20 protein-coding genes, 1 tRNA gene and 1 pseudogene are annotated in these 26,932 nt (G+C 60.9%); 13 read left to right on the forward strand and 9 right to left on the reverse strand.

The window, feature by feature from the left end:
- Positions 1-14 precede the first annotated feature (14 nt).
- The 5 genes from PHAMO_RS04060 to PHAMO_RS04085 all read left to right on the forward strand — a co-directional run bounded on the left by PHAMO_RS04060 (position 15) and on the right by PHAMO_RS04085 (position 7,905).
- Positions 15-1,226 carry an aspartate aminotransferase family protein gene (locus PHAMO_RS04060; RefSeq protein WP_002726706.1) on the forward strand — a complete coding sequence of 404 codons (1,212 nt, stop codon included), beginning with the start codon at positions 15-17 and terminating at the stop codon, positions 1,224-1,226.
- Positions 1,227-1,820: 594 nt separating this feature from the next.
- Positions 1,821-2,201: a cupredoxin domain-containing protein gene (locus tag PHAMO_RS04070; protein WP_002726710.1), complete on the forward strand. Its 381-nt coding sequence runs from the start codon at positions 1,821-1,823 to the stop codon at positions 2,199-2,201.
- Positions 2,202-2,309: 108 nt separating this feature from the next.
- Positions 2,310-3,578: a TolC family protein gene (locus PHAMO_RS04075; RefSeq protein WP_002726712.1), complete on the forward strand. Its 1,269-nt coding sequence runs from the start codon at positions 2,310-2,312 to the stop codon at positions 3,576-3,578.
- Positions 3,571-4,728 (forward strand): efflux RND transporter periplasmic adaptor subunit, encoded by a 1,158-nt coding sequence (locus PHAMO_RS04080; RefSeq protein WP_002726714.1) that lies wholly within the window; start codon positions 3,571-3,573, stop codon positions 4,726-4,728. Before PHAMO_RS04075 ends, PHAMO_RS04080 begins: the two co-directional genes overlap by 8 nt.
- A 12-nt stretch (positions 4,729-4,740) precedes the next feature.
- Positions 4,741-7,905, forward strand: coding sequence for an efflux RND transporter permease subunit (locus PHAMO_RS04085; RefSeq protein ID WP_002726716.1), 3,165 nt, complete (start codon positions 4,741-4,743; stop codon positions 7,903-7,905).
- Positions 7,906-8,150: 245 nt separating this feature from the next.
- Here the strand turns inward: PHAMO_RS04085 and PHAMO_RS18870 are convergent.
- From PHAMO_RS18870 to PHAMO_RS04110, 5 genes and pseudogenes are all read right to left on the reverse strand, one after another.
- A pseudogene (locus PHAMO_RS18870) lies at positions 8,151-8,483 on the reverse strand (transposase); the annotation flags it as partial.
- A 132-nt stretch (positions 8,484-8,615) separates the two neighbouring features.
- Entirely contained in the window at positions 8,616-9,758 is a 1,143-nt protein-coding gene (locus tag PHAMO_RS04095) for a bifunctional 2-methylcitrate synthase/citrate synthase (RefSeq protein WP_002726720.1), read from the reverse strand.
- Positions 9,759-9,780: 22 nt separating this feature from the next.
- On the reverse strand, positions 9,781-10,674 hold the full coding sequence (prpB, locus tag PHAMO_RS04100) for a methylisocitrate lyase (protein ID WP_002726722.1): 894 nt from the start codon (positions 10,672-10,674) through the stop codon (positions 9,781-9,783).
- Entirely contained in the window at positions 10,674-12,176 is a 1,503-nt protein-coding gene (locus PHAMO_RS04105) for an MmgE/PrpD family protein (protein WP_040566174.1), read from the reverse strand. The genes prpB and PHAMO_RS04105 overlap by 1 nt, the downstream gene beginning before the upstream one ends.
- On the reverse strand, positions 12,176-12,583 hold the full coding sequence (locus PHAMO_RS04110) for an acyl-CoA thioesterase (protein ID WP_002726725.1): 408 nt from the start codon (positions 12,581-12,583) through the stop codon (positions 12,176-12,178). Before PHAMO_RS04110 ends, PHAMO_RS04105 begins: the two co-directional genes overlap by 1 nt.
- Positions 12,584-12,738: 155 nt before the next feature.
- Here PHAMO_RS04110 and PHAMO_RS04115 point away from each other — a divergent pair, with 155 nt between their 5' ends.
- Complete coding sequence (locus PHAMO_RS04115) at positions 12,739-14,166, forward strand: short-chain fatty acyl-CoA regulator family protein (RefSeq protein WP_002726728.1); 1,428 nt, start codon at positions 12,739-12,741, stop codon at positions 14,164-14,166.
- Between the two features lie 100 nt (positions 14,167-14,266).
- Here the strand turns inward: PHAMO_RS04115 and metE are convergent, their stop codons facing one another.
- Positions 14,267-16,549 carry a 5-methyltetrahydropteroyltriglutamate--homocysteine S-methyltransferase gene (gene metE / locus PHAMO_RS04120; RefSeq protein WP_002726730.1) on the reverse strand — a complete coding sequence of 761 codons (2,283 nt, stop codon included), beginning with the start codon at positions 16,547-16,549 and terminating at the stop codon, positions 14,267-14,269.
- A gap of 136 nt (positions 16,550-16,685) precedes the next feature.
- On the opposite strand from metE, the gene PHAMO_RS04125 reads away from it, so the two are divergent.
- Positions 16,686-17,585, forward strand: coding sequence for a LysR family transcriptional regulator (locus PHAMO_RS04125; protein ID WP_002726732.1), 900 nt, complete (start codon positions 16,686-16,688; stop codon positions 17,583-17,585).
- Positions 17,586-17,669: 84 nt separating this feature from the next.
- Here the strand turns inward: PHAMO_RS04125 and PHAMO_RS04130 are convergent, their stop codons facing one another.
- Positions 17,670-19,595: a methyl-accepting chemotaxis protein gene (locus tag PHAMO_RS04130; RefSeq protein ID WP_002726733.1), complete on the reverse strand. Its 1,926-nt coding sequence runs from the start codon at positions 19,593-19,595 to the stop codon at positions 17,670-17,672.
- A gap of 565 nt (positions 19,596-20,160) precedes the next feature.
- Here PHAMO_RS04130 and PHAMO_RS18315 point away from each other — a divergent pair.
- Genes PHAMO_RS18315 through PHAMO_RS04145 form a run of 3 tightly spaced genes read left to right on the forward strand, consistent with a single transcriptional unit; the run spans position 20,161 to position 22,463 of the window.
- Complete coding sequence (locus PHAMO_RS18315; RefSeq protein WP_002726735.1) at positions 20,161-20,436, forward strand: carboxymuconolactone decarboxylase family protein; 276 nt, start codon at positions 20,161-20,163, stop codon at positions 20,434-20,436.
- Entirely contained in the window at positions 20,402-21,397 is a 996-nt protein-coding gene (locus PHAMO_RS04140) for an aldo/keto reductase (RefSeq protein ID WP_002726736.1), read from the forward strand. The genes PHAMO_RS18315 and PHAMO_RS04140 overlap by 35 nt, the downstream gene beginning before the upstream one ends.
- A gap of 13 nt (positions 21,398-21,410) precedes the next feature.
- Entirely contained in the window at positions 21,411-22,463 is a 1,053-nt protein-coding gene (locus tag PHAMO_RS04145; protein WP_002726737.1) for an NAD(P)-dependent alcohol dehydrogenase, read from the forward strand.
- Between the two features lie 459 nt (positions 22,464-22,922).
- On the opposite strand, the gene PHAMO_RS04150 is transcribed toward PHAMO_RS04145, so the two are convergent.
- Positions 22,923-23,008 (reverse strand) — tRNA-Leu (locus PHAMO_RS04150).
- A gap of 181 nt (positions 23,009-23,189) precedes the next feature.
- On the opposite strand from PHAMO_RS04150, the gene thrS reads away from it, so the two are divergent.
- From thrS to PHAMO_RS04165, 3 genes are all read left to right on the forward strand, one after another.
- On the forward strand, positions 23,190-25,106 hold the full coding sequence (thrS, locus tag PHAMO_RS04155; protein ID WP_002726739.1) for a threonine--tRNA ligase: 1,917 nt from the start codon (positions 23,190-23,192) through the stop codon (positions 25,104-25,106).
- Positions 25,107-25,205: 99 nt separating this feature from the next.
- Positions 25,206-25,727, forward strand: a complete 522-nt coding sequence (infC, locus tag PHAMO_RS04160; protein ID WP_002726740.1) for a translation initiation factor IF-3 — start codon at positions 25,206-25,208, stop codon at positions 25,725-25,727.
- A gap of 300 nt (positions 25,728-26,027) precedes the next feature.
- Positions 26,028-26,495, forward strand: a complete 468-nt coding sequence (locus PHAMO_RS04165) for a RidA family protein (protein WP_002726741.1) — start codon at positions 26,028-26,030, stop codon at positions 26,493-26,495.
- A gap of 35 nt (positions 26,496-26,530) precedes the next feature.
- Here the strand turns inward: PHAMO_RS04165 and PHAMO_RS04170 are convergent, their stop codons facing one another.
- Complete coding sequence (locus tag PHAMO_RS04170; RefSeq protein ID WP_002726742.1) at positions 26,531-26,836, reverse strand: STAS domain-containing protein; 306 nt, start codon at positions 26,834-26,836, stop codon at positions 26,531-26,533.
- Positions 26,837-26,932: the final 96 nt, after the last annotated feature.

Genomic DNA, 26,932 nt, shown 5'->3' on the forward strand with positions numbered 1-26,932 from the left:
ATGGGAGACGTCGAATGACCAGTGCGCTTCTCCCGGTCTTCCAACCCGCCTCCATGCTGTTCGAGCACGGTGAAGGCGCATGGCTGACCACGACAGATGGCGAGCGCTATCTCGATTTCGGCGCGGGCATTGCGGTCAACGCGCTCGGCTATTCGCATCCACATCTTGTCGGAGCGCTGGAACAGCAGAATCGCAAGCTATGGCACCTGTCCAATGTCTATCGCATCCCCGGCAGAGAGCGCCTTGCCGAACGGCTGACAGCCGCATGTTTTGCCGATGTCGCGTTCTTTGCCAACTCCGGGGCCGAGGCCAATGAGTGCGCGATCAAGATCGCACGCCGCTATCAGGATACTTGCGGCCACCCCGAACGCTGGCGGATCGTCACCTTCGACGGCGCATTCCACGGCCGCACGCTGGCAACGATGGCTGCTGGCGGCAATCGGAAGTATCTCGACGGTTTCGGGCCGGCGGTCGATGGGTTCGATCTCTGCCCGCGTAAGGACATAGAGGCGGTTCGGGCCTGCATTGGCCCACAGACAGCCGCCATCATGATCGAACCCATTCAGGGGGAAAGCGGGATCAGGCCGGTAAGCCACAGCTTCCTGCGCCAGCTCCGCAACCTCTGCGATGAACTCGGCCTTCTCCTGATCTTCGACGAAATCCAGTGTGGGATGGGCCGCACAGGCTATCTGTTCGCCCATCAAGAAGCGGGGACCGCGCCTGATATCATGAGTCTGGCGAAGGGCCTTGGCGGCGGCTTTCCCATCGGGGCCTGTGTCTCGACCCGGCATGCGGCGCGCGGCATGATACCGGGAACGCACGGCTCGACCTTTGGAGGCAATCCACTTGCCGTCGCCGTGGCGAATGCGGTTCTCGACATCGTACTTGACGAGGCACTTCTCGCCGAGGTCCGCCGCAAGGGCGATCTGGCGCGGGCGCACCTCGACGATGTTGCCGGGCGGTTTCCCGATCTGATTGTCGAGGTGCGAGGGCGCGGGCTCATGCTCGGGATCAAAACCACACATACTTCGCAAGAGGTCGTTGACGCGCTGCGCACGCATGCGAAGGTTCTGACGATTGCCGCAGGTGATAATGTTACCCGCGTCTTGCCGCCATTGATCGTCACCGACGAGGAAATCCATCTGTTCGCCGAACGCCTTGACCAGACGCTGGCCCTCCTCTCGAAACGCGCGGAGACGCAGATCGCCCGGCAGGGACATTACTAAATTTTAACATCAGCCTATCAGAAGCGGATGATAGCCTCGCGTCGAGGTCATAAGGCTCTTTGATGCGTTCCGTCTCCCTTCCTATCCAGACGTTTCGTCAGGCGACTGTTCTTATCAGTCTTCTGGCGTTCTTGCTGGGCGGGATAATGGGAAGCGCCCTGATCTTATGCTTCGGCGACGATGGTCACATCGCCGTCGAATTTGCGGAAAGCACGATTCACACAACGCCGTCAGCCGCCCTTCAGAGCGCGGACGACCATGTGCGCACCGCCACGGATTGCCTCGACGTCCCCGTTGTCCAAGCCCCCAGACCCTCTGTCCCAAAGACAGACGGTTTGCCGCTGGCTCCGCTTCTTGCCATTCTGTGCGTCGTCTGGTGTCTTGCCCCTCGGTTCTTGGGCAATCGGACCACGGATTTCTCTGGCCCGCAACGTGACGTGCGGCTGAAGCTCCATCGGACAGTTGTTCTTCTGAACTAGCGCTCTTCCCGATAGATCGGCGTGGCGTTTTTCGCGGTCGTTCGACCGCGATGAACGAACGTGCACGCCTTCTTCCTTGTCACACCGTCACAAGATCTATCCTGGGAGAAGAATCATGCTCCGCATGATGAAGTTCGCCATTATCGGCTCGATGTCGCTTGCCCTGATGGGATGCTCCGATCGCCTGATCCGCTCGGTCGTCGTTCACGACGGCCATGTCGATCAGTCCGCGATCACCGTTCCGGCCGGAACCCCGTTCACCTTGACGGCATCGGCAATCGACAGCCCGTCCGTGTCCCTGTCCGCCAGCGAAATCGGCCTGTCCCCCGTCAGCGTTCCCAACACCAATGCGCCGACGCTGCGCCCCGGCCAGAGCCTGTCATCCGCCGATATCCGCAAGGTCAGAATCGATGTCGGAGCGGTTCCGCCCGGAACCTACCGGATTCTGGTCGAAACCGACGACACGATCAAATCGGTTCCTCTGATCTCAAAGTAGCGACGCAGCGACAGGACCCAATCCCTTTTGGGTTCCGGTCGGAGACTTCTCCCGGTGACGACAGAATCGCCGGGGGAAGTCCCTCATGCCTTGTTCGAGGAACCTTCGATGAAAAAACAGATGCTTTTGCCTGCTCTGGCAATAACGATCCTGGCCGCCCCGGCCTGGGCGCAGGACAGCCAGGGGAGCCTTGCCCTGCCCGAGACGATCAGACCGTTCCTGGCCGATATCCTGGCCAATCACCCGCGAACGGCAACCCTGTCCGCGTCGATGGCGCGGGCGCGGGCCGACGCCAACGCCGCCGATCAGCCGCTCTATAATCCCGAACTTGAGTTCGATGCGACCCCGGTCGTCTCGTCACCGCCGGACAGCGACCTGTCAACGGCCTATACCGCCAGCGTTCGCCTTGCGGTCGATATCTCCGGCAAACGCGATCTGCGGGCGCGGATCGGCACCGCCCAGGCGCAAGCCGCCGAAGCGGACGCTCAGGCCGTTCAGGCAGATGTTGTTACCGAAACACTGTCCGCCCTGGCAGGCGTTCAGACCGCCCGGCAACGGGTTGATCTCGCGGCCAAACAGGTCGAACTGGCCAACACCTTCCTCGACATCAGCGCCCGACGGCAGAAAGCGGGAGAGCTTCCGGCGATTGATTTCAGTACGGCGCAAATGGCCGCCGCCGAAGCGAACCGGGCGCGGGAAGAGGCCGACCTTGCCCTGGTCCAGGCCGAGGAAACCTTGCGCGCGGCCTGCTTTTGCGCAATCGAGAAAGTCCCGTCGCTTCCCGCCACGCTGCCGCCATCGCCTCGGTTTTCCGAACCGCAGATCGAGGCGATCATCGATGCGAAACCGGAGGTTCTGGCCGCCCGCCGCCAGATTGACGCAAGCCGTCAGACCCTTGATCTGGCTCGGGCGCAGCGTGTCCCCGATCCGACCTTCCGGCTCGGCGGTTCGTCGGAAGGCGAGGAACGGCGTGTGCTGGTCGGATTTTCGATCCCCCTGCCCGTCCTGAATTCTGGTTCGGCCGAGGTGATTGCGGCAGGACGCGCGCTGACCCAGGCCGAACTCCAGGAACGCCAGACCGTGCAGGAAAACGCGGCGGCGATTCGGGCGGCTTCGCGCTCCTATCAGCGCGCCCGCCAGGGTGACGAGACCTGGCAACGGCAGGCAATTCCGCTGCTGGAAACCCAGACCGCCCTGCTCGGCAAGCTGTGGCGGGTCGGCGAATTGAGCGCCACCGACTTTCTGGTGCAGATGCGCGAAACGGCGCGGGTTAACGCGGCAGCGGTCGAGATCCGTGCCACTGCCTGGGACGCGTTCGCCCGCCTGTTCAAGGCCGTCAACACCACGCCTTTCGCCGGGAACCAGAGCCATGACTAAACGTCTGAATCTGAAGCGGGTCGGCGTTGGCCTCGCCGTCCTTGCCATTGTGACGGTCGGCACGGCCGCATTGTGGCCCGCCCCGCCACGGGCCGTTGATGAACCGCCCGCCGCCGCCCACGATGTCGGGGAGTCCGACGACGAGGGATTGACAATCCCTCCCGAGGCGATGAAACAGGCGGGAATCGTGATCGAGCCGCTGCGGCTTCACTCCCTTGCCGACACAATCCAGGCTCCGGGCGAGGTGGTAAGCAACCGCTATGGCAGCGGCGTGGTTACCCCGCCCACCACCGGGCAAATCACCGAACGCCGGGTCGCCATCGGAACCAAGGTCCGCAAGGGTCAGGTTTTGGCGGTGATGTTCAGCGCCGAGATGGCCGAGGCACAGGGCCAATTCCAGATCGCCGATCAGGAATGGCGGCGCGTCCGGGATCTTGGCAAAGACATCGTTTCGGAAAAACGGTTCAACGAAGCCGCAATGCAGCGCCAGCAGGCGATGACCCGGTTGCTGGGCTTTGGGATCGCCGCCCGCGAGATCGAAGCGTTGGCGAAGCGAAATGGCGGCGTGGCCGGTCAGGTCCCGTTGCTATCGCCCCAGGACGGCACCGTCGCCTCGGACGATTTCGCGTTGGGTGAACTGGTAACCCCCGGTAAGATTCTGTTCACCGTGACCGATCAGCGAACCGCCTGGGTCGATGCCCGGATCAGTCCGACCCAGGCGCAAAAGCTGCACGAGGGACAGGCGGCCATCGCCCGGATCGGAGACGAGTCCCGTCCGGCCGTGATCCGCTCGATCCATCCGGCACTCGACGAGGTAACCCGCACGGTCGGCGTGCGACTGGAAGTCGGCAACGACGATGGCCGATTGCGGCCGGGTCTATTCATCGATATCGACATTCCCGTCGCGGCGGCAACGCCGGTCACGGCCGTTCCCGTCGATGCGGTGATGCGGGGACCAGACGGCGACTGGGTGGTCTATACCGCCGATGAATCGGGCCGGTTGCGGGCGGTCGAGGTCACGGTTCTGCGTACCGCCAAGACGATGACGGCCATTGATGGGATCGCGCCCGGAACGCCGGTCGTGGTGACTGGCGCATTCTTCGTTCAGTCCGAAGCCGCCAAGGGCGCCTTTGATGTCCACAATCATTAGGCGGAGGCGGCTATGTTGAATAAACTGATCGAATTCGGGATTTCAAACCGGCTGGTCGTCGTCCTGGCCCTGATCGCGGCTATCGTCGGGGGCAGCCTGATTCTGCCAAGTCTCCGACTCGACGCCTTTCCCGATGTCACCAACGTCCAGGTCACCGTCAACACCGAAGCGAACGGCCTTGCCGCCCCGGAAGTCGAGCAGCTGATCACCTATCCGATCGAGGCGGTGATGTACGCGATGCCCGACGTCGAGTCGGTCCGCTCGATCTCGAAATCCGGCCTGTCGATGGTCTCGGTCGTCTTCAAGGACGGCACCGACATCTATTTCGCCCGCCAACAGGTGTTCGAACGCCTCCAGGCAGCGCGAGAGAAAATACCGGACGGCATCGGCACCCCGGAAATCGGCCCCAACACATCCGGCCTGGGGCAAGTGTTTCAGTATGTGCTGCGCTCGGAAATTCCAGGGAAGTTCAGCAATACCGAGTTGCGCGGCCTCAACGACTGGCTGGTAAAAGTACTGATCGCCCCGGTCAGCGGCGTCACCGATATCCTGTCGTTCGGCGGCGAGGTCCGACAATACCAGATCCAGCTTATTCCCTCGCGGCTACTGGCCTTTGGCCTGAGCGTCGCCGACATCAAGGCAGCGGTCGAGGACAACAACCGCAATGCTGGCGGCTGGTTCATGGACCGGGGGGCGGAACAATTGGTCATTCGTGGCGTCGGATTTGTCCGGGGCGGCGACGATGGCCTTCAGGATATCGCGCGGATTCCGGTGAAGGAAAAAGACGGGGTTACCGTGCGGGTCGCCGATATCGCTACGGTCGCGTTCGGCGGGGAAATACGTCAGGGCGCAGTGTCGATGACCACCCGAACCGATGGGGGCGAAGCGATGCCGCTGGGCGAAGTGGTCACGGGCATCGTTCTGAAACGGCTTGGGGCTAACACCAAAACCACCATCGACGGGATCAAGGAGAAACTGCCGATCATCCAGAAGGCCCTGCCGGACGGCGTGTTGATCGAGTCGGTCTACGATCAGGCGGATTTGGTCGAACATGCGGTAAAGACGGTAACGACCGCCCTCGGTGAAGCCTTTGTCCTGATCGTAATCGTGTTGCTGCTGTTCCTGATGAACCTGCCCGCCACGATCCTGGTGCTGGTTTCGGTGCCGATCTCGATTGGTTTGGCCTTGATGGCGATGGCGTATTGGGAGATTTCGGCTAATCTGATGTCACTGGGTGGGTTGTCGATCGCAATCGGCATGATGGTCGATGGCTCGGTGGTCATGATGGAAAACATCTTCTCCCATCTGGCACGACGCGTAAGCGATCCCACCGAAGAAAACGATGATTATCGGCTGCGGATTCTGGAAGCGGCAAAGGAGGTCGGCCGACCCGTCTTCTTCGCGGTGCTGATTATCATCGTCGTGTTCGCACCGCTGTTCTCGCTGGAAGGCGTTGAAGGAAAGCTGTTCCAGCCGATGGCGTTAAGCATCGTCCTGGCAATGATCGCCTCCCTGCTGGTCGCCCTGATCGTGATCCCCGCCTTGGCGACCTTTATGTTCCGGCGCGGCGTCACCGAACGCCATAGCCCACTGCTCCAACCGCTCGAAACTCTATACCGGCGACTGCTTCCCTCCGCGATGGCGGCGCGCAAGACGGTGACCGGGTGCGCCCTGGGCCTGCTGATCGCCGCCTTGGCGCTGATTCCTTTCCTCGGCACCGAATTCGTGCCCGAACTGGAGGAAGGAACCCTCAACATCCGAGTGACCCTGGCCCCCTCGGCCAATCTCGACACGGCGCTGGCGGTCGCGGAAAAGCTGGAACGTCAGGTGATCGCCTTTCCCGAAGTCGTCACCGTCTCCAGCCGGATCGGACGCCCCGAACTGGGAGGCGATCCCGAGCCGGTTTCGAATATCGAGCTTCTGGTCGGGCTAAAGCCGGTCGCCGAATGGACCAGCGCACGAACCCGCAAGGATTTGCAGGCGGCGATGGAACAGAAACTTTCGCTTCATCCCGGTCTGCTGCTGTCGTTCTCTCAGCCGATCGCGACGCGGGTCGATGAATTGCTGTCGGGGGTCAAGGCGCAATTGGCGATCAAGCTATTCGGTCCCGACCTTGACGTCCTGGCCCGTAAAGGCACCGAGATCGAAACCCTGGTCAAGGGGATCGCCGGAACCCGCGATGTGGCGATGGAACAGATCACTGGCGAAGCCCAGCTTCTGGTCGTTCCCGACCGCGAGCGGCTGGCGCGTCATGGCCTGTCGGTCAGTCAGGTGATGGACCTCATCAGCGACGCGATCGGGGGAGTCTCCGCCGGTCAGGTGATCAAGGGCAACGAACGCTATGATATCTCGCTTCGTCTGGCACCGCGCTACCGTTCGACGCCGGAAGCGATCGCCGATCTGACCCTGCAATCTCCCAACGGCGCCTGGGTCCGCCTGGGTGACGTCGCCTCGGTCAGAATCGACAGCGGACCGCCGCAGATTCGCCGCGACGACGTTCAGCGCCGCGTCGTGATCCAGGCCAACGTCGAAGGCCGTGACATGGGCGGAATCGTCACCGAGATCGATCGCGCCATCGCCGAACGGATCAAACTGCCACCGGGATATTCGGTGGAATTCGGCGGCCAGTTCGAGAATCAAATCAGAGCCCAGGCCAAATTGATGATCGTCGTGCCGATCTCGCTTGGCCTGATCTTCCTGCTGCTGTTCTTCGCGTTCGGCTCGGCCGGACAGGCGTTTCTGATCATGATGAATGTTCCCCTCGCCCTGATCGGCGGGATCGTCGCGCTATTCGCCAGTGGGCAATATCTCTCGGTGCCAGGGTCGATCGGGTTCATTGCCCTGTTCGGGGTTGCCGTGCTGAACGGCGTGGTGATGGTCAATGCGATCAACCAGAACCTGCTGGGCGGGATGGCGTTAGAGGACGCGATTCTCAAAGGCGCTCTGTCCAGATTGCGGCCGGTGCTGATGACCGCATCAATCGCGGCACTCGGTCTGATCCCGATGCTGCTGTCGAATGGTATCGGCTCGGAGGTGCAACGACCGCTGGCCACCGTGGTGGTGGGAGGGCTGGTCTCGGCCACCCTGCTGACCCTGGTGGTGATTCCGGTCGCCTATCCCGCCTTCTCCCGCCGGATGATCGAGGGATGGCGACGGACGCACGATATGCCGTCCTAATCGAGTGGATGCGATACCGGCCAACCCGTTGGCCGGTATCGAGCCGCCATTGCGGCGTTTCTCCGGTTTGGACACTTCCGGAAACTGGCGTCGTGGCTGAATTTATGATTCCATCCTTATCTGGCTGAGATGCGAGGACGGAATGGTCGTTCAGCATGGGTTCTGGGATATCGAGCATCGTCTGTCGGAATTATCGGCCGAGGGTGGTCAACCATCCGATACTGCGCTCGACGACCCAACGGCGAGTGTTTGATCCACGGCCAGCGCTTGCGGATGGCGTCGAGAATAGGCATGGCTCCGGCACTGTCCGAAATATCCGCTGTGGTCAGGTTCACGGCAAGCAATCGCCCGTCGGTATCCACCGCGATGTGCCGTTTGCGGCCGACGACCTTTTTCCCCGCGTCATAACCGCGCTTGTCGGCCATAGGGGCCTTGACGTCATGGATGGTGCGGAACAGCAGGAAGCGCACGAAACGCCGAAACCACCAATAGACCGTCTGCCACGACGGAAAATGCACCGGCAGCATTCGCCACTCGCAGCCAGACCTCACCATGTAGCGCAAAGCGCTCACCACCTCGCTCGAACTCAAGTCGTTTTTTAAGCGGATACGATCTCCCGCCCCCTCGCGCCGGTTGGGTTCAGAGACGCGAGGGGACGGGGAATATCCGGCCGACCCGGCGCGGGAACGGGCAAGCCGAATTAGAGGCGTCTATCCGGCCAGACGTGAGGCTGGAGCGGGCACGGTGCGCTGCTCCGCCCCGCTATAGGCACTGAGCGGACGGATCAGCGAGTTGGACTCGATCTGCTCGATGATATGGGCGGTCCAGCCCGTAATCCGGCTCATCACGAAAATCGGGGTGAACATCGGAATGTCGAACCCCATCAGGTAATAAGCCGGGCCGGTAGGGAAATCGAGATTGGGGTGGATGCCCTTTTCCTCGATCATCGTCCGTTCCAGGGCGTCGTACATCTCGACCCATTTTTGCCCGTGCTTCTTGGCGGCCATCGCCAGAAACGCCTGCTTCATGGTGGGAACGCGGGAATCGCCGTGTTTGTAGACCCGGTGGCCGAACCCCATCACCTTGCGCCGGGTCGCCAGGGCATCGCGTAGCCAGTCACCGGCCCGGATCGGATCGCCAATCTCCAGCATCATGTGCATCACTGCCTCGTTGGCCCCGCCATGCAGCGAGCCCTTCAGCGCGCCAATCGCAGCAGTCACCGCGCTGTAGATGTCGGACAGGGTTGAGGTCACGACTCGGGCGGTAAAGGTCGAGGCGTTGAAGCTGTGTTCGGCGTAGAGGATCAGCGACACCTCGAAGCAGCGCACCGTTTCGGGCTCGGGCACCGCGCCAAAGCACATGTGAAAGAAGTTTTCGGCAAAGCCCAGCGCAGGATCAGGGGGGATGCGGTCGAGACCGCGACGGCGGCGGTAATCGAACGCCACCACCGTCGGCAGCTTGGCCATCATCGTCAACGCCTTGACCAGATTGGCACGAGGATCGTTGTTTTCCGAGGAGGGGTCCTCAGCCCCCAGCGCGCTGATCGCGGTACGCAACGTATCCATCGGATGGCAGCTATCCGGCAGGCGGCCGAGCAGCGAAATCATGCTGCGGCTCAGTTCGCGCTGCGCCCGCTCCCGTTCCATGAAGCGACGAAGCTGGTCGGCATTGGGCAAATCGCCGTGCCAGATCAGATAGGCCACTTCCTCGAAACAACAATTCGCCGCCAGATCCTGAACCGGATAGCCGCGATAGGTCAGCGAATTGCTCTCCTCCATCACCTTCGAGATTGCCGTGGTATCGACGACCACACCGGCCAGACCTTTGCGAATTTCAACATCCTGGGCGTTCATTGACGGGCCTCCCTGTTTTTCTTTAGATGTGGAAATTGAAAATGCTGGAATCGAAGCGGTTGTAATCCTCGTAGCCGAGCAGTTCGTAGAGACGGGCGCGGTGCTGCATCCGGTCGAGGATGCTTTCCTGGCTGCCTTCGATCTGAAGGGTCTTCAAGCCCACTTCGGCCGCTCCCATCGCGAGGCGCAGCAGGGTGACCGGATAAATCACCATGTTGATCCCCAGATTTTGAAGCGTGCGAGCGGAGAGCAGCTTCGACTTGCCGAACTCGGTCATGTTGGCCAGCAGCGGTGCCGGAATAGCGCGACGAAACGCTTCGAACTCACGCTCATCGGCCATCGCCTCGGCAAAGATCATGTCGGCCCCAGCGTCGAGATAGGCCTTGGCCCGCTCAATCGCCGCATCCAGCCCCTCGATGGCGCGGGCGTCGGTGCGGGCGCACAGCACGAAATCGGGATCGCGCCGGGCCGAGGCGGCGGCTTTGATCCGCCGAACCATCTCGCCGGTTTCGACCACCGCTTTGTTATCAAGATGGCCACACCGCTTCGGGTTGACCTGATCCTCGATGTGACATCCGGCCAGCCCCAGATCCTCCAGCATCCGGATGGTGCGGGCGGCATTCATCGGCTCGCCGAAACCGGTATCGACATCGATCAGGCTGGGCAGGTCGGTGACGCGGGCGATCTGGTGGCCGCGCTGCGACACTTCGGACAGGGTGGTGAGGCCGATATCGGGTAGCCCGAGGTCGGCCGATAGCACCGCGCCGGAAATATAAATTCCATCGAAGCCCTGCTCCTCGATCAGCATCGCCGTCAGCGGCGAGAACGCGCCGGGAAAGCGTTGCAGCTTGCCCGAGGCCAGACCGGAGCGGAACGCCTGTCGCTTTTCCTTCGGCGTCGCAGTGGAATGCAGCATTAGAAAATCCCTCTTGAAACAACCGTCCCCAGACGAGACGGATCGACGGTGAAGGTCAGCCCGGCCAAATCCCCCGCCCCAAGCTCGGGCAGGCGCTGAACATGGACGAGAAAACGGTCCTGCTCCGCGTCCGGGACGATGCCTTGGGCCAGGGTGCGAAACTTGGCGATATAGTGTTCGCGGCCAAATGGACGCGCACCCAGCGGATGAGCATCGGCAACCGCCAGTTCATCGACCAGGACCGTTCCATCGGTCATCGTCACCACCACGCGGCCCCCAAAGGCTTTTTCGTTGGGATCGCTCGAATGGTAGCGCTGGGTCCACGCCGAATCTTCCAAAGTACGGATCTTGTGCCACAACCGCACGGTATCGGGACGGGCGGCGCGCTCGGGAGCATAGGAGCGTTCGTGGTGCCAGCCGCCGTCCTGCAACGCCACCGCGAAGATGTACATGATCGAATGGTCGAGTGTTTCCCGGCTGGCGGTCGGGTCCATCTTCTGCGGGTCGCGGGCGCCGGTGCCGATCACATGATGGGTGTGATGGCTGGTGTGGATCACGATACTGTCCACCTGATCGAAATCGCCGATGCGCGGGCCTAAGCGGCGGGCGAGATCGATCAGCGCCTGACTCTGATATTCCGCTGAATATTCCTTGGTGTAGGTGTCGAGGATCGCCCGCTTGGCCTCGCCCGCCTCCGGCAAAGGCACCTGATATTCGGCCTTGGCCCCTTCCAGCATCCAGGCGATGAATCCGTCTTCGCCCTCGTAGATCGGAGACGGCGCACCTTCACCACGCATCGCCCGATCGACCGCCTCGACCGCCATCTTACCCGCGAAGGCTGGGGCATAGGCTTTCCAACTGGAAATTTCGCCCTTGCGCGATTGTCGGGTCGTGGTGGTGACATGCAGGGCCTGCTGCACTGCCTGAAAGATGATGTCGGTCGGCAAACCGAGCAACGTTCCGATCCCCGCCGCCGCCGAAGGCCCCAAATGGGCGATATGGTCGATCTTGCGCTTGTGCAGACAGATACCCTTGACCAGATCGACCTGGATTTCATAGCCGGTGGCGATGCCCCGGATCAGATCGGCCCCGCTACGGCCGCAATGCTGGGCCACCGCCAGGATCGGCGGGATATTGTCGCCGGGATGGGAATAGTCGGCGGCAAGAAAGGTGTCGTGGAAGTCGAGTTCACGCACCGCGACCCCGTTGGCCCAGGCGGCCCAGTCCGGCGACACCCGCTGCTCGGATGCCAAACCGAATAGCGTAGAACCGGGCGCATAGGGGTGAGCCAGCGCCTGAGCACGGGCATTGACAACCGGGCGGCGAGCCAACGAGGCAGCAGCAACGGCGGCATTGTCGATGATCCGGTTGACGATCATCGCGGCAACGTCGTCTTCGACCGCGACCGGATCGGCGGCGATTTCGGCGATCTTCCACGCCAGTTGATCCTCGCGCCGCAAGGGTTCTTCGGATCGGTAGGGTCTGACCAGATGGGTCTTCATCACGCGTCCTTGTTGATTGACTGAGTCGAAACGGCGGCAACAGGCACAGGGCGGCCATCGGCATCGACCGCGACCATCACGAAACAGCCCTGGATGGCGAGGCAGCGTTCGCCACTGACCGGAGATTCCGCATGCATCTCGACCACAACGGTCATCGAGCTGCGGCCGATCCGCTCGACCCGAGCGACCAGTTCGACCATCTGGCCGACCTTGACCGGGACACGGAAATCGATCCGTTCGGACGCCGCCATCACCACCGCATGACGTGCGGCACGGGTGGCGGCGACGAAGGCCGCCTTGCCCATCAGGTTCAGCGCGGTTCCGCCGAACAGGGTTCCGTAATGATTGGCCTGTTCGGGAAAGATCATTTCCACGAACCGGCTTTCGGGAAATCCGGGAAGAACCACGCCGTCACCGCCTTTGCCTGAAAGAGAGAGGGCTTGCCGCCCGCTCTGAACATTTGCAATTCTACGCATCGGAGAACGGCGCATAACCCCTGAAAAGGCGGAGTTTTGCGAGCGAACTTCGGACGTTTTGCGAATATTGCGAAGGATCATGACGGATGCGGAAGGCGTATATGGGGGCGCGGTTGCAGCGGCTGCGCGAAGAGCGGGGGATGACCCAGGCGACGCTGGCCCGCACGTTGGGACTATCGCCCAGCTATCTCAACCAGCTTGAACGTAATCAGCGTCCTTTGACCGTGCCGGTGCTGTTAAAGATCAACGCGGCGCTGGGGATTGACGTTCAGTTGTTCTCGGAAGACGAAGAGGCGCGGCTGATCGCCGATCTGCGCGAAGCTCTGGCGGAGTCCGGGACCGGCGAGACAATCCCGCTTGGCGATATCAAAAGCCTTGTTTCGGGCTTACCGACGATCGGACGCGCGCTGGTCGCCCTGCACCAGCGTGGCCGCGCCACCGACGACCGTCTGGTCGCTCTGGCCGCCAGCCTTGGCACCCCGGCAGATCACCTGACAGCGGCGGCTCGTCCGGCGATGCCGTATGAAGCAGTTCGCGACTATTTCTATGACCGCCACAACCACGTCGCCGAGTTGGACGAAGCCGCCGAACAACTGGTCGAAGCGCACAGATTATCTGTTGGAGCCATGGATGACGGACTGGAACGGTTGCTGCTCGACCGCCACCACATCCGCACCCAGATCCCCGTAGAGGGCGATCTGCCCCCCGGCGAACACCGCCGCTTCGATTCAGATCAGCGGGTTCTCCGCCTGTCGCGTTCGCTTCATCCAGGACAGCGCGCCTTTCAGATGGCGACCCAATTAGCCTTTCTGGAGCAGGCGAATCTGATCGACCGGCTAACCGACTCGCCGCGTCTATCCGGGACCGAATCGCGGTCCCTGGCCCGGATCGGACTGGCTAATTACTATGCCGGGGCCGTCTTGCTGCCCTATCGCGATTTCCTCGCGGCAGCGGAATCGCTGCACTACGATATCGACCTGCTGGGGGCGAAGTTCGGGGTCGGCTTCGAAACGGTGTGCCACCGCCTCTCTACCCTGCAACGTCCGAACGCACGTGGTGTGCCGTTCTTTTTCGTCCGGGTTGACCGTGCGGGTAACATCTCGAAGCGGCAATCGGCCACTGATTTCCACTTCTCCCGCGTCGGCGGCACCTGTCCGCTGTGGAACGTCTATGAAGCGTTCACCAGCCCTGACCGCATCCTGACCCAATTGGCCCAAATGCCCGACGGCCGGACCTATCTGTGGATCGCCCGCACGGTGGCGCGGAATACGGGCGGCTATGGCCGTCCGGGCAAGACCTTTGCCATCGGGCTGGGCTGCGACCTGCGCCATGCCGGGAGACTGGTCTATGCTCGCGGCCTCGATCTTGCCGACCCTGCCGCCGCGATTCCAATCGGCGCGGGCTGCAAGGTCTGCGAGCGGCCGTCCTGTCCGCAGCGCGCCTTTCCGCCGATTGGCCGACCCCTGCTGGTCGATGAGCGCCGCAGCCAGTTCGACCCCTATCCGGCGGCATGACCCCTATAAAATCGAGGGTCGGAGGTTTCCCTCCAACCCTCGACTCCTGCCAGACCCCGCCGTGTGCGTTCCCACCACCCGTCGGAAACCGGCAATCCGATCAGGCCAGATCGGCCCGCAGGCGATGGGCCGCCTCGACCATGTTCACCAGCGAGGAAATCACTTCTCCCCACCCCCGCGTCTTCAGGCCGCAATCGGGATTGACCCACAGACGTTCGGCGGGAACCCGCTTGGCCGCCAGCTCGATCAGGGCAACCATGTGATCGACCTCGGGAATGTTGGGCGAGTGAATATCATAGACGCCCGGCCCGATCTCGTTCGGGTAGGCGAAATCGACGAAGGCGTCGAGCAACTCCATATCCGAGCGCGAGGTCTCGATCGTCACCACGTCGGCATCCATCGCGGCAACCGAAGCAATGATATCGTTGAACTCGGAATAGCACATATGGGTATGGATCTGGGTTTCGTCGGCGACCCCGGAGGCGGTCAGGCGGAAAGCGCGAACCGTCCAGTCGAGATAAGTCTGCCAGTCCCGCCGCCGCAGCGGTAATCCTTCACGGAACGCGGCTTCATCGATCTGGATGATACGGATGCCCGCTTTCTCCAAATCGAGCACCTCGTCGCGCAACGCCAAAGCAAGCTGCTGGCATGTCGCCGAGCGGGGCTGATCGTCGCGAACGAACGACCAGTTCAGTACGGTGATCGGCCCGGTCAGCATTCCCTTCATCGGCTTGGTCGTCAGCGATTGGGCATGAACCGCCCAGGCCACCGTCATCGGCGCGGGACGAGTCACGTCGCCATAGATGATCGGCGGCTTGACGCAACGCGAACCATAGGATTGCACCCAGCCATTCTGGGTAAAGGCAAACCCGTCAAGCTGCTCGCCGAAATATTCAACCATGTCATTGCGTTCCGGCTCGCCGTGAACCAGAACGTCGAGACCGATATCTTCCTGCTTGCGCACCACCAAGGCGATTTCGTCCTGCATCCGCTGGACATACTCGGCCTCGGACAGAGTCCCGGCCTTGAAATCCCGGCGGGTGGCGCGGATCGCGGCGGTTTGCGGGAACGAACCGATCGTGGTGGTCGGAAACGGCGGCAGCTTCAGCCATGCTTTCTGTTTCGCGGCCCGGATCGGATAAGAAGACTGGCGATGCAACATCGCATCCGTCACCGCGTTCAATCGGGCCGTCACCTCGGGGCGATGAATGCGCGGCGAGGCCCGCCGGGCGGAAAGCGCCTCACGCGATGGGCGCAGCAACTCGGTTGCCGCCGCTCCGCCCTGGTCGAGAGCCTGCTTCAGAGTCTGAAGCTCGCCCAGCTTCTGCACCGCGAAAGCCAGCCACGACCGCAAATCCGGCTCCAACGCGGTCTCTTCCGCCAGATCGACCGGGACATGCAACAGCGAGCAGGATGGAGCCAACCACAGCCGATCGCCCAACACCCCCCGGATCAACCGCACCCGCTCCAGCGCCGCATCGAGATCGGTGCGCCAGATGTTGCGGCCGTCGATCAGGCCGACCGACAGGATTTTTGGGGAATCCAGCCGGGCGGCGACAGCTTCGGCCTCGATTCCGCTCCGCACCGCGTCGATGTGGAGTCCATCGACCGGCAGATCGGCGGCGATCTTTAGAGCGTCATCCAGCGGACCGAAATAGGTGGCAAGCAGAACCTTCAGCCCCTCGACCCGCAACGCCGCGTAGGTCGGGGCGTAAATGTCCTTCCAGGTCTGAGGCAAATCGAGCGCCAGGGCCGGTTCGTCGATCTGGACCCATTCGACCCCCAGCCGTTTCAGTTCGGACAGGATATCGCGATAGACCGGCAGCAGGGAGGGCAGCAGATCAAGGCGGTCAAACGGCTCGCCTTTGACCTTGCCCAGCCACAGCCAGGTCAGCGGGCCGAGCAGGACCGGCTTGGCCTTATGACCCAGCTCGGTTGCCTCGGCAACCTCGTCAAACAGCTTCTCGGAGGCGAGCCGGAAGGTCTGCCCGGCATGAAGCTCCGGCACGATATAATGGTAGTTGGTGTCGAACCACTTGGTCATTTCGCAAGCGGGCACAGGAACACCAGTGGGCGCGCGGCCCCGCGCCATGCGGAACATCGTGTCGAGATCGACCCGTTCGCCCGACCAACCAAAGCGTGGCGGCACCGCGCCTAGCATCGCCGACTGGTCCAGCACATGGTCGTACCACGAGAAATCGCCGACCGTGACCATATCGAGCCCCGAAGCCGCTTGCCGGGTCCAGGCGGCGGCGCGCAAATCCCGTCCGGTCGCAGCCAGGGTCGCGGCGTCGATCTCGCCCTGCCAATAGCTTTCAACGGCTTTTTTCAGTTCGCGCCGGGGGCCGATGCGCGGAAATCCGAGAACGTGACTGACGGTCATGGGACCAATCCCTAAAACTGATAGTGAATAGCGAGCCGGGATGATATGAGTCCGCCGAACCTTGATTCAATCTCATAGTTCTAATGATGATTATGAGTTTTTATAAAGATATTCGGTGCACGAAAGGACCGCCCCGATGATCCTCGACACCCGTCATCTCCGTCTGATCAGCGCCATTGACGAAACCGGCAATCTGGCCCGCGCCGCCGATCGCCTCAACGTCACCCAATCGGCTTTATCCCATCAGATCAAAGGGTTGGAGCAGGCTTTGGGGCTACCTCTGTTTCTGCGCAACAGCAAGCCGCTGCGCTTAACCACCGCTGGACGCAAGGTTTTGATCTTCGCACGCAAGGTGCTGCCCGAGTTCCAAGACCTTGAATCCGAACTGAAGCGAATGGCAGAAGGCGAAACTGGTCGATTGTTCATCGCCATCGAATGCCACGCCTGTTTCGAATGGCTGTTGCCGGTCCTGGAAAGCTTTCGGCGTAAATGGCCCGAGGTCGAAGTCGATATCCGCCTGGGTGCCAGCTTCGATGCCTTGCCCGCGTTGCAGCGGGGCGAGGTCGATCTGGTGGTTTCCTCCGATCCCGCCGATCAGAGCGATATCGCGTTTGAGCCACTCTTCGGCTACGAAGCGCTGGCGGTTATTTCACCAGCCCATACGCTGGCCGACAAACCGTTCCTGCTGCCCGAGGATCTGGCGGGCGAGACCCTGATCACCTATCCGGTCGATCGCTCCCGCCTTGATGTGTTCACCCTGTTCCTCCGTCCGGCTGGAATCGAACCCGCCGGAGTACGGCAGATCGAGCTGACGGCGGTGATCCTGCTCCTGGTCGCCAGCCAGCGCGGCATTGCCGTCCTGCCCGATTGGGTGATCCGCGAAACCGGACGGGAAAGCGGCCTTGCCGTTCGGCCTCTGACCGAAACCGGACTGCGACGCACCCTGTTCGCCGCCGTGCGCAAAGGGGAAAGCGAAACCGCCTTCATGGCCGATTTCATCACCATCGCCCGCACGCGGGGCGTCGTCACGACATAGAAGGCTCGCCGGGGGCTCGGGTGCCCTCTCCTCGTTCGCAGACTCTGTCGACATTCGATAGCGGACCTTTCTGGACTCCATTTCTCAGGCCCGAATACGGGCCATGAAAGTCTCTACCTTGGCGTTGAGGAACTGGATGTCCTCAGCTAGGTGTTCGGCGGAAACCAGAACCTGTTCGGCCTCGGTTCCGTTACGGCGGGTACCGTCATTGACTTCGGCGATCGAGTTGGACACCGTTGAGGTTCCGTTTGCCGCTTGTTGAACGCTACGGGTAATTTCCTTTGTTGCTGCCGACTGCTCTTCGACTGCCGACGCGATTTGTGATGAGATCGAGCTGATTGTGTCGATGGTTTTGGCGATATCGTTGATGGCTTCCACCGCTTTTTTGGTCGTCGTCTGGACTTCGGTGATCTGGTTGGTAATTTCATCGGTGGCGCGTGCGGTTTGATTGGCCAGGGCCTTAACCTCGCCCGCCACAACGGCAAATCCCTTGCCTGCGTCACCGGCCCGCGCCGCCTCAATGGTAGCGTTGAGGGCCAAAAGGTTGGTCTGCGACGCGATATCGCTGATCAAGGTCACAACTTTGCCGATACGGTTGGCGGCTTCAGTAAGGTGGGCAATCGTTTCACGATTGTGATCAACCTGCTGCACCGCACATTGCGATACGCGAGCAGAATCGGAAACCTGACGGCTGATTTCATGGATCGATGCGGCCAATTCCTCGCTGGCGGCTGCTACGGTTTGGACATTGTTCGAGGCAATATCCGCCGCCGCAGAAACTTGCTCGGCGCTGCCAGCAACCTGGACCGCGATGGAAGACATCGATTTCGCGGCTTCCTGCATGGTGCTGGCCCTACTACCGACAGAGCGGACGACTCCCGCCACCTCGCTCTCGAACGATCCTGCGGTTTCAAGCAATAAGTTTCGCCGTTCCACTGCGTTTCGTTGCTCGATCTCGATGGCTTTTTGCTGCATTTCGCTCATCGCCAGAGCGTTATCTTTGAAGATCTGAACGGCATGAGCCATCTTGCCGATTTCGTCGCCTCGTCCGGCACCTGCGATCTGGACGCCGACATCGCCGTTGGCCAGACGAGTCATCGCGTCGGTGATGCTCTTGATCGGTCCCGCGATTCCGTTTCCGACCAGGACGGCAAGAGTCGCAGCCAGAAGCAGCATGACAATCCCGGCACCGAGAAGTTTGGCTTGGGTCGCCCGCGCATCGGCGAATACGAAATCCTCCGGCACCGAAATCATGAAGCTCCAGGTTTCCGGCGCTCGCCCAAACCGTAACGGAATAAGAACCGTCAAGTACCGAATGCCTGCGGCGTCGGTTAGAGTCTGTTCAGAGACCTCACCCTTAGCGGTTTTGGCCAAGGCCGCAAGCAGGTCAGGATTATCGACCGGCTTCCCGCGCAAAGCTGCGTCGGGATTGGCAACCCATTGCTTGTCGTGCGAGATCAGGGAGACTTGCCCTATTCCCATCGGTTTTAGGGTGGCCAGATCGGCTTGAACCTGACTAAGGGCAAGATCGACGGTAGAAACCCCGACAGCCTTTCCCGCCGAAATAATCGGCGAGACCACCGTGACCATCAACGTTACCTGCCCCCCTACTTCATAGGAAAAAGGCGGTGTTATCGTGTCGCGTTTTTCTCGTATTGGGAGATTATACCAGAATTCTTCGGCTGGATCGCCAGTCAGCGGACTGATCTCAACGACCGGGGCCCCATTCTTCAGATAGGCATAAGCAAGATAACGTCCCGCCGCATCACCCCAAGCCCCCCCCACATTCTCGGCATCGCGACCATCGAAATTGGGTTCGAATCCGGCGTAAACCCCCGTCGCTCCTGGATTGTCTTTCAGGACGCGCAGAAGATCCTGAGCGACCTCGGCCCGATTGATGCTTTTCCGGTCGGTTCGGCTCAACCACAGGGCATTGGTTCGAGCTATGGTCTGTCCATTCTCGATCAAGTGGCGAACAAGGCTCGAATCCGCATTGGCCGTTTGCCGCATCAGTGCCAGTGCACCGCTTTTGGCATCCCTGAAAGCCTGATATGAAGAGTAGCCAACGATAAGTGAAAAACTTATCGCAATAAGGGAAATGATCGGAATTAAGATTCTCGCACGGATGGACATGTGCTTGGGCGAGTTTATGACCGACATTTACCCCTCCTGGGTAGGATTGACGGACTCCAGGTTGATTATGTCCATCCGATTAGACATATATAATAGGGTCTATTCCCGCGCGATTTCAACCAGTTCATCGTGAAATTTATACTCACTGAGGCTCTCTAGCCCAGAGATCGGCCAATCAGGCGCTGGCGCCGACGGTGGTCGGCGTAGATCTTCTCCAGCAGGGTCAGGGCAACCCGATAGCCGACCTCGACGGTGGCCGAATTTGGTTCGTCGCAGCTTATGGTGGATATCCATGAAATCCACGCACTTTTCTTGATGCTGCGATCTGGTCAGGAAAGTCGAGGAGCCACCAACCCTCTACGCCACATCGTCCGATGACATGCGGCACATCCAGCACTATCTGTCAGCTAATTGCTTTGGCGACACCATGACATGAAACAGAATGGATGTAGCGACACGGGAGCTTCTCACCTTCAGCATGCTGGTTTCGCTCGGGGGCTGCGAAGCGCAGGCCAAGGGCCATGTCGCCGCGACTCTTCGTGTTGGCAATGACCGCGCCAAGTTGATCGACGTGTTGACTCAGCTACTGCCGTTCATCGGCTATACCCGACCCCTCAACGGGCTGAAGGTCATCGACGACGTCACCGGAAATCGCGAGAATCTCAGGACAAAGGAGATAGACGATGCAGAAACGCAAACTCGGGAACAGCGGTCTTGAGGTTTCAGCCATCGGACTGGGCTGCATGGGGATGAGCTTTGGCTACGGCCCGGCCCACGACAAACAGGAGATGACCGCCCTGTTGCACCGAGCGGTAGAGCTCGGCATCACCTTCTTCGATACGGCGGAAGTCTATGGCCCGTTCGTTAACGAGGAACTGGTGGGGGAGGCACTGGCTCCCGTTAAGGACAAGGTGGTAATCGCCACCAAGTTCGGGTTCAAGATCGATTCCAACGGCGGGCCACAATGGATCGGCCTGGACAGCCGGCCGGAGCATATCAAGGCGGTAGCCGAGACTTCGCTCAAGCGTCTCAGGGTCGAAGCCATCGACCTGTTCTATCAGCACCGGGTCGATCCCGAGGTGCCGATTGAAGACGTGGCCGGAGCGGTCAAGGATCTCATCCAGGCCGGAAAGGTCAAATATTTCGGCATGTCCGAGGCCGGAGCGGGAACCATCCGCCGCGCCCATGCCGTCCAGCCCATTACCGCCCTTCAGAGCGAATACTCGCTATGGACGCGGGGACCGGAAGCGGAAATCCTGCCGACGCTGGAGGAATTGGGCATCGGCTTCGTCCCCTACAGCCCGCTGGGCAAGGGCTTCCTGACTGGCCAGATAACCGAGGCCAGCACCTTCGGCGGCACCGACTTTCGCAGCATACTTCCGCGCTTTACGCCGGAAGCGCTAAAGGCCAATCAGGCGCTGGTCGATCTGCTCAAGGTGATTGCTGACCACAAACAGGCAACCCCAGCCCAAATTGCGCTGGCGTGGCTGTTGGCGCAAAAACCATGGATCGTTCCGATTCCCGGCACCACCAAGCCGCACCGGCTGGACGAGAACATCGGCGCGGCCAATGTGGATCTTTCCACCGCCGATTTGTCCGAGATCGCGGCGGCAGCCGCCAAGATCACGGTGCACGGCACTCGCTATCCCGAAAAGCTGGAACAGATGACAGGTCTCTAACAGGAGAATCTTCATGACGACCAAAGCCTACGGTGCCCACGCCGCCGATAAGAAACTGGAACCCCTGGACATTGAACGCCGTCCGCCCGGACCCCACGACGTCCAGATCGAGATCGCCTATTGCGGCGTCTGCCACTCCGACCTGCATACGGTCCGTTCGGAGTGGGAAGGCACGCTTTACCCTTGTATCCCTGGTCACGAGATTGTCGGCCATGTCAGCGCGGTTGGCGGCCATGTAACCAAGTTCAAGGTGGGCGATATTGTCGGCGTCGGCTGCCTGGTGGACAGTTGCCAGACCTGCGCCTCATGCGACGAGGGACTGGAGCAGTTCTGCGAGACCGGCTTTACCGCCACCTACAACTCCCCCACCCCGGACGCGCCCGGCCATACGCTGGGCGGTTACTCCCAGCGCATCGTCGTCAGCGAGAAGTTCGTGCTCAAGATCCGCCATCCCGAGGAGCAGCTTGCCGCCGTGGCACCGCTGCTGTGCGCCGGCATCACCACCTATTCGCCGCTGCGCCACTGGAAGGCAGGGCCGGGCAAGAAAGTGGGCATCGTCGGCATCGGCGGCCTGGGCCATATGGGAATCAAGCTGGCCCACGCGATGGGCGCGCACACCGTCGCCTTCACCACGTCAGAGTCCAAGCGCCAGGATGCGCACCGGCTGGGCGCGGACGAGGTGATCATCTCGAAAAACCCCGACGACATGGCCAAACATGCGAGCAGCTTCGACTTCATCCTCGACACTGTGGGGTCCAGTCACGATCTGGACACCTATACCGCTCTTCTAAAGCGCGATGGGACCTTGTGCCTGGTGGGAGCCCCCGAACATGCCCACCCTGCCCCCAACGTCATGAACCTGATCTTTGGCCGGAGGGCCATTGCCGGTTCGCTGATTGGCGGGATCGCAGAAACCCAGGAGATGCTCGATTTCTGCGCCGAGCACGGCATCGTCTCGGATATCGAGATGATCCCGGCGGGAAAGATCGACGACGCCTATGACCGGATGCTGAGAAGCGACGTCAAATACCGCTTCGTCATCGATATCGCCTCAATGGCCAACTGAAAGCCGCCACGATCGAACCTGTCCGGATTGCGCTCGCCCTGCCCTTGACTTTCGTGGCCATGGGTTTGCTGATTCTTATCTTCGGAGGGCTTGCCGCAGTCCGGACACCCAGAGATAGCCGAAATCCTGGTGATTGTGCACGTCGAGCACCCTGGGCCGAGGTCTTCCTGGCCAGGGTCAAGGTCCGAGAACTGCCGATCCCACCCCAGTTGCAGGCGATCATCGCCGCCAACAACGGCGCGACCGAGCATCAGCTGAAGCGATTTATGGATGGGAGAGTCCGAAGCAGGCGGTGCTCTATATCCGCAAAGCCGATCGCAAACGCCTTGCGGATCAGGCCATGCACCTGCTGGTCCCGGAACAGACCGAGGCCGAAAGTGTCTCACTTTCGGCTTCAAAATCCGCCAGCGAGACAATCAAGGATAAAAAGACTTAATAAACTAACCCGCCCCCGAAGATTGGTGCCCCGTGCCGGAGTCGAACCAGCACGACCGAAGGTCGCCGCATTTTGAGTGCGGTGCGTCTACCAATTCCGCCAACGGGGCTCCGGGGCGGGGCGGCACAGCATCTACCATAGGAAACGCTATCCCGCCAGCGCAAATTAACACCAACCGCATTAATCGTCGTCAGGGAGGGATTAAATCCTCCGGCTTTCCTTGACTTGCGCCGGTTTCGCCGTAGAGTCTCTCCCCCTATCCGTACCCGATTGCTCGAAAGAGAAGTTCCATGGTCGCCATCACCTTGCCCGACGGTTCGGTCCGTCAGTTCGATTCCCCGATTTCTGGCCTCGATCTGGCTCGGGACATCGGCACCGGACTTGCCAAGGCGGCCCTGGGGATCACTATCGACGGCGCGCCGTGCGATCTATCGACCATCATTTCCGCCGATGCGCGGATCTCGATCCTCACCGCGAAGAGCGGGGCCGAGGCACTCGACCTGCTGCGTCATGACGCCGCCCATATCATGGCCGAAGCGGTCAAGGAACTGTACCCAGAGACTCAGGTCACGATCGGCCCGTCGATCGAAAACGGCTTTTATTACGATTTCGCCCGGCCGACCCCGTTCACCCCCGACGATCTGGTCAAGATCGAAGCTCGAATGGCGGAGATCGTCGAGCGCAACGAAGAAATCACCCGTGAGGAATGGGATCGCGATGAGGCTGTCGCCTTCTTCCTCGGTCTAGGCGAAAAGTACAAAGCAGAACTGATCGCGGCGATCCCTGCCGGTCAGACGATCAGCCTGTACCGCCAGGGCAGCTTCATCGATCTGTGCCGTGGGCCGCACCTGCCCTCAACCGGAAAGCTGGGCAAGGCATTCAAGCTGATGAAGCTTGCCGGTGCCTATTGGCGCGGCGATTCGCGCAACGAAATGCTCCAGCGCATCTATGGCACCGCCTGGTTCGACAAAAAGGAACTGGACGCCTACCTCCACATGCTGGAAGAGGCTGAGAAGCGCGATCACCGCCGCCTTGGCCGCGAGATGGACCTGTTCCACCAGCAGGAAGAGGCTGCTGGATCGGTATTCTGGCACAAGAAGGGCTGGGTGCTGTGGCGCGCGGTGGAATCCTACATGCGCCGCCGGCTGGAGGCCAACGACTACCAGGAGGTCAAGACTCCGCAGTTGGTCGATTTCTCGCTGTGGGAAGCATCGGGCCACGCCGATAAATTCTCTGAGAGCATGTTCACGATCACGACCCAGGACGAACGGCATCTGGCGGTCAAGCCGATGAACTGTCCCTGTCACGTCCAGATTTTCCGCCAGGGGATCAAGAGCTATCGCGACCTGCCGCTGCGCATGGCTGAGTTCGGCTCGTGCCACCGCTACGAACCCTCGGGCGCGCTGCACGGCATCATGCGCGTGCGCGCCTTCACCCAAGACGACGCTCACATTTTCTGCACCGAAGATCAGATCACTTCGGAAACCGTCGCCTTCTGTCACCTCCTGAAGGAGGTCTATCAGGATTTCGGCTTCACTGACGTCCGGGTCAAGTTCTCCGACCGCCCGGTGAAGCGGGCCGGGTCCGACGAGACCTGGGACAAGGCGGAAAGCGCCCTGCTCGAAGCCGCCAAAGCCGCCGGACTGGAAACCGTTCTCAATCCGGGCGAAGGGGCTTTCTACGGCCCCAAACTCGAATTCGTCCTACGCGACGCGATCGGCCGCGACTGGCAATGCGGTACGCTTCAGGTCGATTTTGTTCTGCCCGAGCGCCTGGACGCCGCCTATGTGGCCGAAGACGGCACCAAAAAACGCCCGGTGATGCTGCATCGAGCCATTCTTGGCTCGTTCGAACGCTTCATCGGCATCCTGATCGAGAATTTTTCCGGGCGCTTCCCCATGTGGCTGGCTCCGGTTCAGGTCGTGGTCACCACCATCGTCTCTGACGCCGACGATTACGCCCGCGAGGTCCAGGCGGCCCTGCGTGCCGTCGGTTTGCGCGCCGAACTGGACCTTCGCAACGAAAAAATCAATTATAAGGTTCGCGAGCATTCGGTCGCTAAAGTGCCGGTTCTGTTGGTGGTCGGCAAGCGCGAGGCCGAAAATCGTGCTGTCGCCATTCGCCGTCTGGGGGGAAGCGACCAAGAAATTGTTGCGCTGGATCAGGCAGTGGCTACACTGGCGAAAGAATCCGCTCCGCCCGCCTGATCGGTGGGCGAACCAACAAAGGGAGGTCGGGACGCTTTAAGCGCTCCGACCGTTTTGTATACTCAAATCGATGGAGAGTGTTCTATAGCTAGACCGCCCATGCAGACGCCGCCCAGATCCGACGGGCCCCGCGTCAATCGTGAAATCGATGTGCGTTCCATCCGTCTGGTGGGCGCCGACGGTGAGATGATCGGTGTCGTCACCCTGCGCGAAGGCTTGCTGATGGCCGAGGAAGCTGGGCTCGACCTTGTTGAGGTCTCTCCCAACGCTGATCCGCCAGTCTGTAAGATTCTGGATTTCGGAAAGTTCAAGTACGAAGCCCAGAAGAAAAAGAATGAAGCGCGCAAGAAGCAAAAAGTCATCGAAGTCAAGGAAATCAAACTTCGCCCCAACATTGACGAGAACGATTACGGCGTCAAGATGCGGAGCATGAAGAAGTTCCTGGACGAAGGTGACAAGGTCAAGGTGACCATGCGCTTCCGTGGTCGTGAACTGGCTCACCAGGACATCGGCATGAAGCTCCTCGAACAGGTTCGTGACGATCTCGAAGCTCTCGGCAAAGTCGAGCAGGTGCCCAAGATGGAAGGGCGCCAGATGGTGATGGTGATCGCTCCGCGCTGAGCCGCCGTCTCCCGCGCGCTGGTTGATTTCTCTCCGGCGCGCGGGCGACGACCTTATTTTTTATGTATGGCGGCCAAAGTGCCGCAGGAAAAGGGATTCGTCGGGCAACGTCTCCGCCTCCCTACCCTTTCCAACCAAATTCGCTTTTGAGCACAGATTGCAGCGCGCCCCCTATGCAATCTTAAGTGCAATGCAACCGACCAACGACTCAAATCGAGGGTCGTCCGGTATCAGGCAGGCAATTCCCTTGGGGAGCATTTACCTCTAATCTGGAACTCCATTTTCAGGAGATCCTGGGTCATGACTGGACGCATCGAATCCCGCTTGGCTGAATTGGGGGTGGCTCTACCGACCCCTGCCGCCGCCGTAGCGAATTACCTCCCCTTCGTCACGAGCGGTTCTCTGGTGTTCGTGTCGGGTCAATTGCCGCTGGTCGATGGCAAAGTCACCGTTAGCGGTCATCTTGGAGCAGATGTCAGCCTTGAGGACGGCCAGAGCGCCGCGCGTCAGTGCGCCATCAATCTGTTAAGCCAAGCCCGCCTTGCCGCTGGCGGCGATCTCGACCGGGTGAAGCGGCTGGTGCGGTTGGGCGGATTCGTTGCCAGCACACCCGATTTCACCGACCAACCCAAGGTCATCAACGGGGCATCCGACCTGATGGTCGCGGTTCTTGGCGATGCCGGACGCCATTCCCGCGCCGCTGTCGGCGTCGCATCACTCCCCCTCAACGCCGCTGTCGAGATCGAAGCGGTGTTCGAACTGGATTGACCGGAACCAACCCGGAGCGGATTAAGAAGCCACCGTCAGGGCACGATATCGAAATCGTTGCCCGCCTCGGTGAGTTCCAGCATTCGCATCACTCCGCTCTGGGCCGAAATCAGACGGACGCGCTGGGCGTTGTCGCCCAATTCCTCGCGGGCGATATGCAGCAGACCGAGACCAACAGAATCGATCCGCGACACTCGGGCCAGATCGAAGGTCAGGCGTTTCCCCTTGGACATGACCAAACGCTGCACCAGCTTCTTGAACTCGGTGCTGGCAGAAAAATCGAGAACTCCGTCCAGCAGGACGTTCAGCCCCCCAGCTTCCTCATTAACGGTGATCTTCATCGATCGTCCTTATGCCGCCAGAGATCCGCTCGCAAAAAATTCTACCTTCACGATACGATACCACACTGACAAGACTCGACGACAGAAAGGTAAATC

It is taken from the genome of Magnetospirillum molischianum DSM 120, from assembly GCF_000294655.1.
Classification (GTDB): Bacteria; Pseudomonadota; Alphaproteobacteria; order Rhodospirillales; family Magnetospirillaceae; genus Phaeospirillum; species Phaeospirillum molischianum.

Coding starts and splice junctions, on each gene's coding strand:
- metE (WP_002726730.1), bottom strand. CDS start 16,549: ATGACCGTCAGTCACGTTCTCGGATTTCCGCGCATCGGCCCCCGGCGC.
- PHAMO_RS04060 (WP_002726706.1), top strand. CDS start 15: ATGACCAGTGCGCTTCTCCCGGTCTTCCAACCCGCCTCCATGCTGTTC.
- PHAMO_RS04095 (WP_002726720.1), bottom strand. CDS start 9,758: ATGAACGCCCAGGATGTTGAAATTCGCAAAGGTCTGGCCGGTGTGGTC.
- PHAMO_RS18315 (WP_002726735.1), top strand. CDS start 20,161: ATGGATGTAGCGACACGGGAGCTTCTCACCTTCAGCATGCTGGTTTCG.
- PHAMO_RS04105 (WP_040566174.1), bottom strand. CDS start 12,176: ATGAAGACCCATCTGGTCAGACCCTACCGATCCGAAGAACCCTTGCGG.
- PHAMO_RS04165 (WP_002726741.1), top strand. CDS start 26,028: ATGACTGGACGCATCGAATCCCGCTTGGCTGAATTGGGGGTGGCTCTA.
- PHAMO_RS04075 (WP_002726712.1), top strand. CDS start 2,310: ATGAAAAAACAGATGCTTTTGCCTGCTCTGGCAATAACGATCCTGGCC.
- PHAMO_RS04085 (WP_002726716.1), top strand. CDS start 4,741: ATGTTGAATAAACTGATCGAATTCGGGATTTCAAACCGGCTGGTCGTC.
- PHAMO_RS04130 (WP_002726733.1), bottom strand. CDS start 19,595: ATGCGGCAAACGGCCAATGCGGATTCGAGCCTTGTTCGCCACTTGATC.
- PHAMO_RS04170 (WP_002726742.1), bottom strand. CDS start 26,836: ATGAAGATCACCGTTAATGAGGAAGCTGGGGGGCTGAACGTCCTGCTG.
- thrS (WP_002726739.1), top strand. CDS start 23,190: ATGGTCGCCATCACCTTGCCCGACGGTTCGGTCCGTCAGTTCGATTCC.
- PHAMO_RS04140 (WP_002726736.1), top strand. CDS start 20,402: ATGCAGAAACGCAAACTCGGGAACAGCGGTCTTGAGGTTTCAGCCATC.
- infC (WP_002726740.1), top strand. CDS start 25,206: ATGCAGACGCCGCCCAGATCCGACGGGCCCCGCGTCAATCGTGAAATC.
- PHAMO_RS04145 (WP_002726737.1), top strand. CDS start 21,411: ATGACGACCAAAGCCTACGGTGCCCACGCCGCCGATAAGAAACTGGAA.
- PHAMO_RS04115 (WP_002726728.1), top strand. CDS start 12,739: ATGCGGAAGGCGTATATGGGGGCGCGGTTGCAGCGGCTGCGCGAAGAG.
- PHAMO_RS04070 (WP_002726710.1), top strand. CDS start 1,821: ATGCTCCGCATGATGAAGTTCGCCATTATCGGCTCGATGTCGCTTGCC.
- PHAMO_RS04080 (WP_002726714.1), top strand. CDS start 3,571: ATGACTAAACGTCTGAATCTGAAGCGGGTCGGCGTTGGCCTCGCCGTC.
- prpB (WP_002726722.1), bottom strand. CDS start 10,674: ATGCTGCATTCCACTGCGACGCCGAAGGAAAAGCGACAGGCGTTCCGC.
- PHAMO_RS04125 (WP_002726732.1), top strand. CDS start 16,686: ATGATCCTCGACACCCGTCATCTCCGTCTGATCAGCGCCATTGACGAA.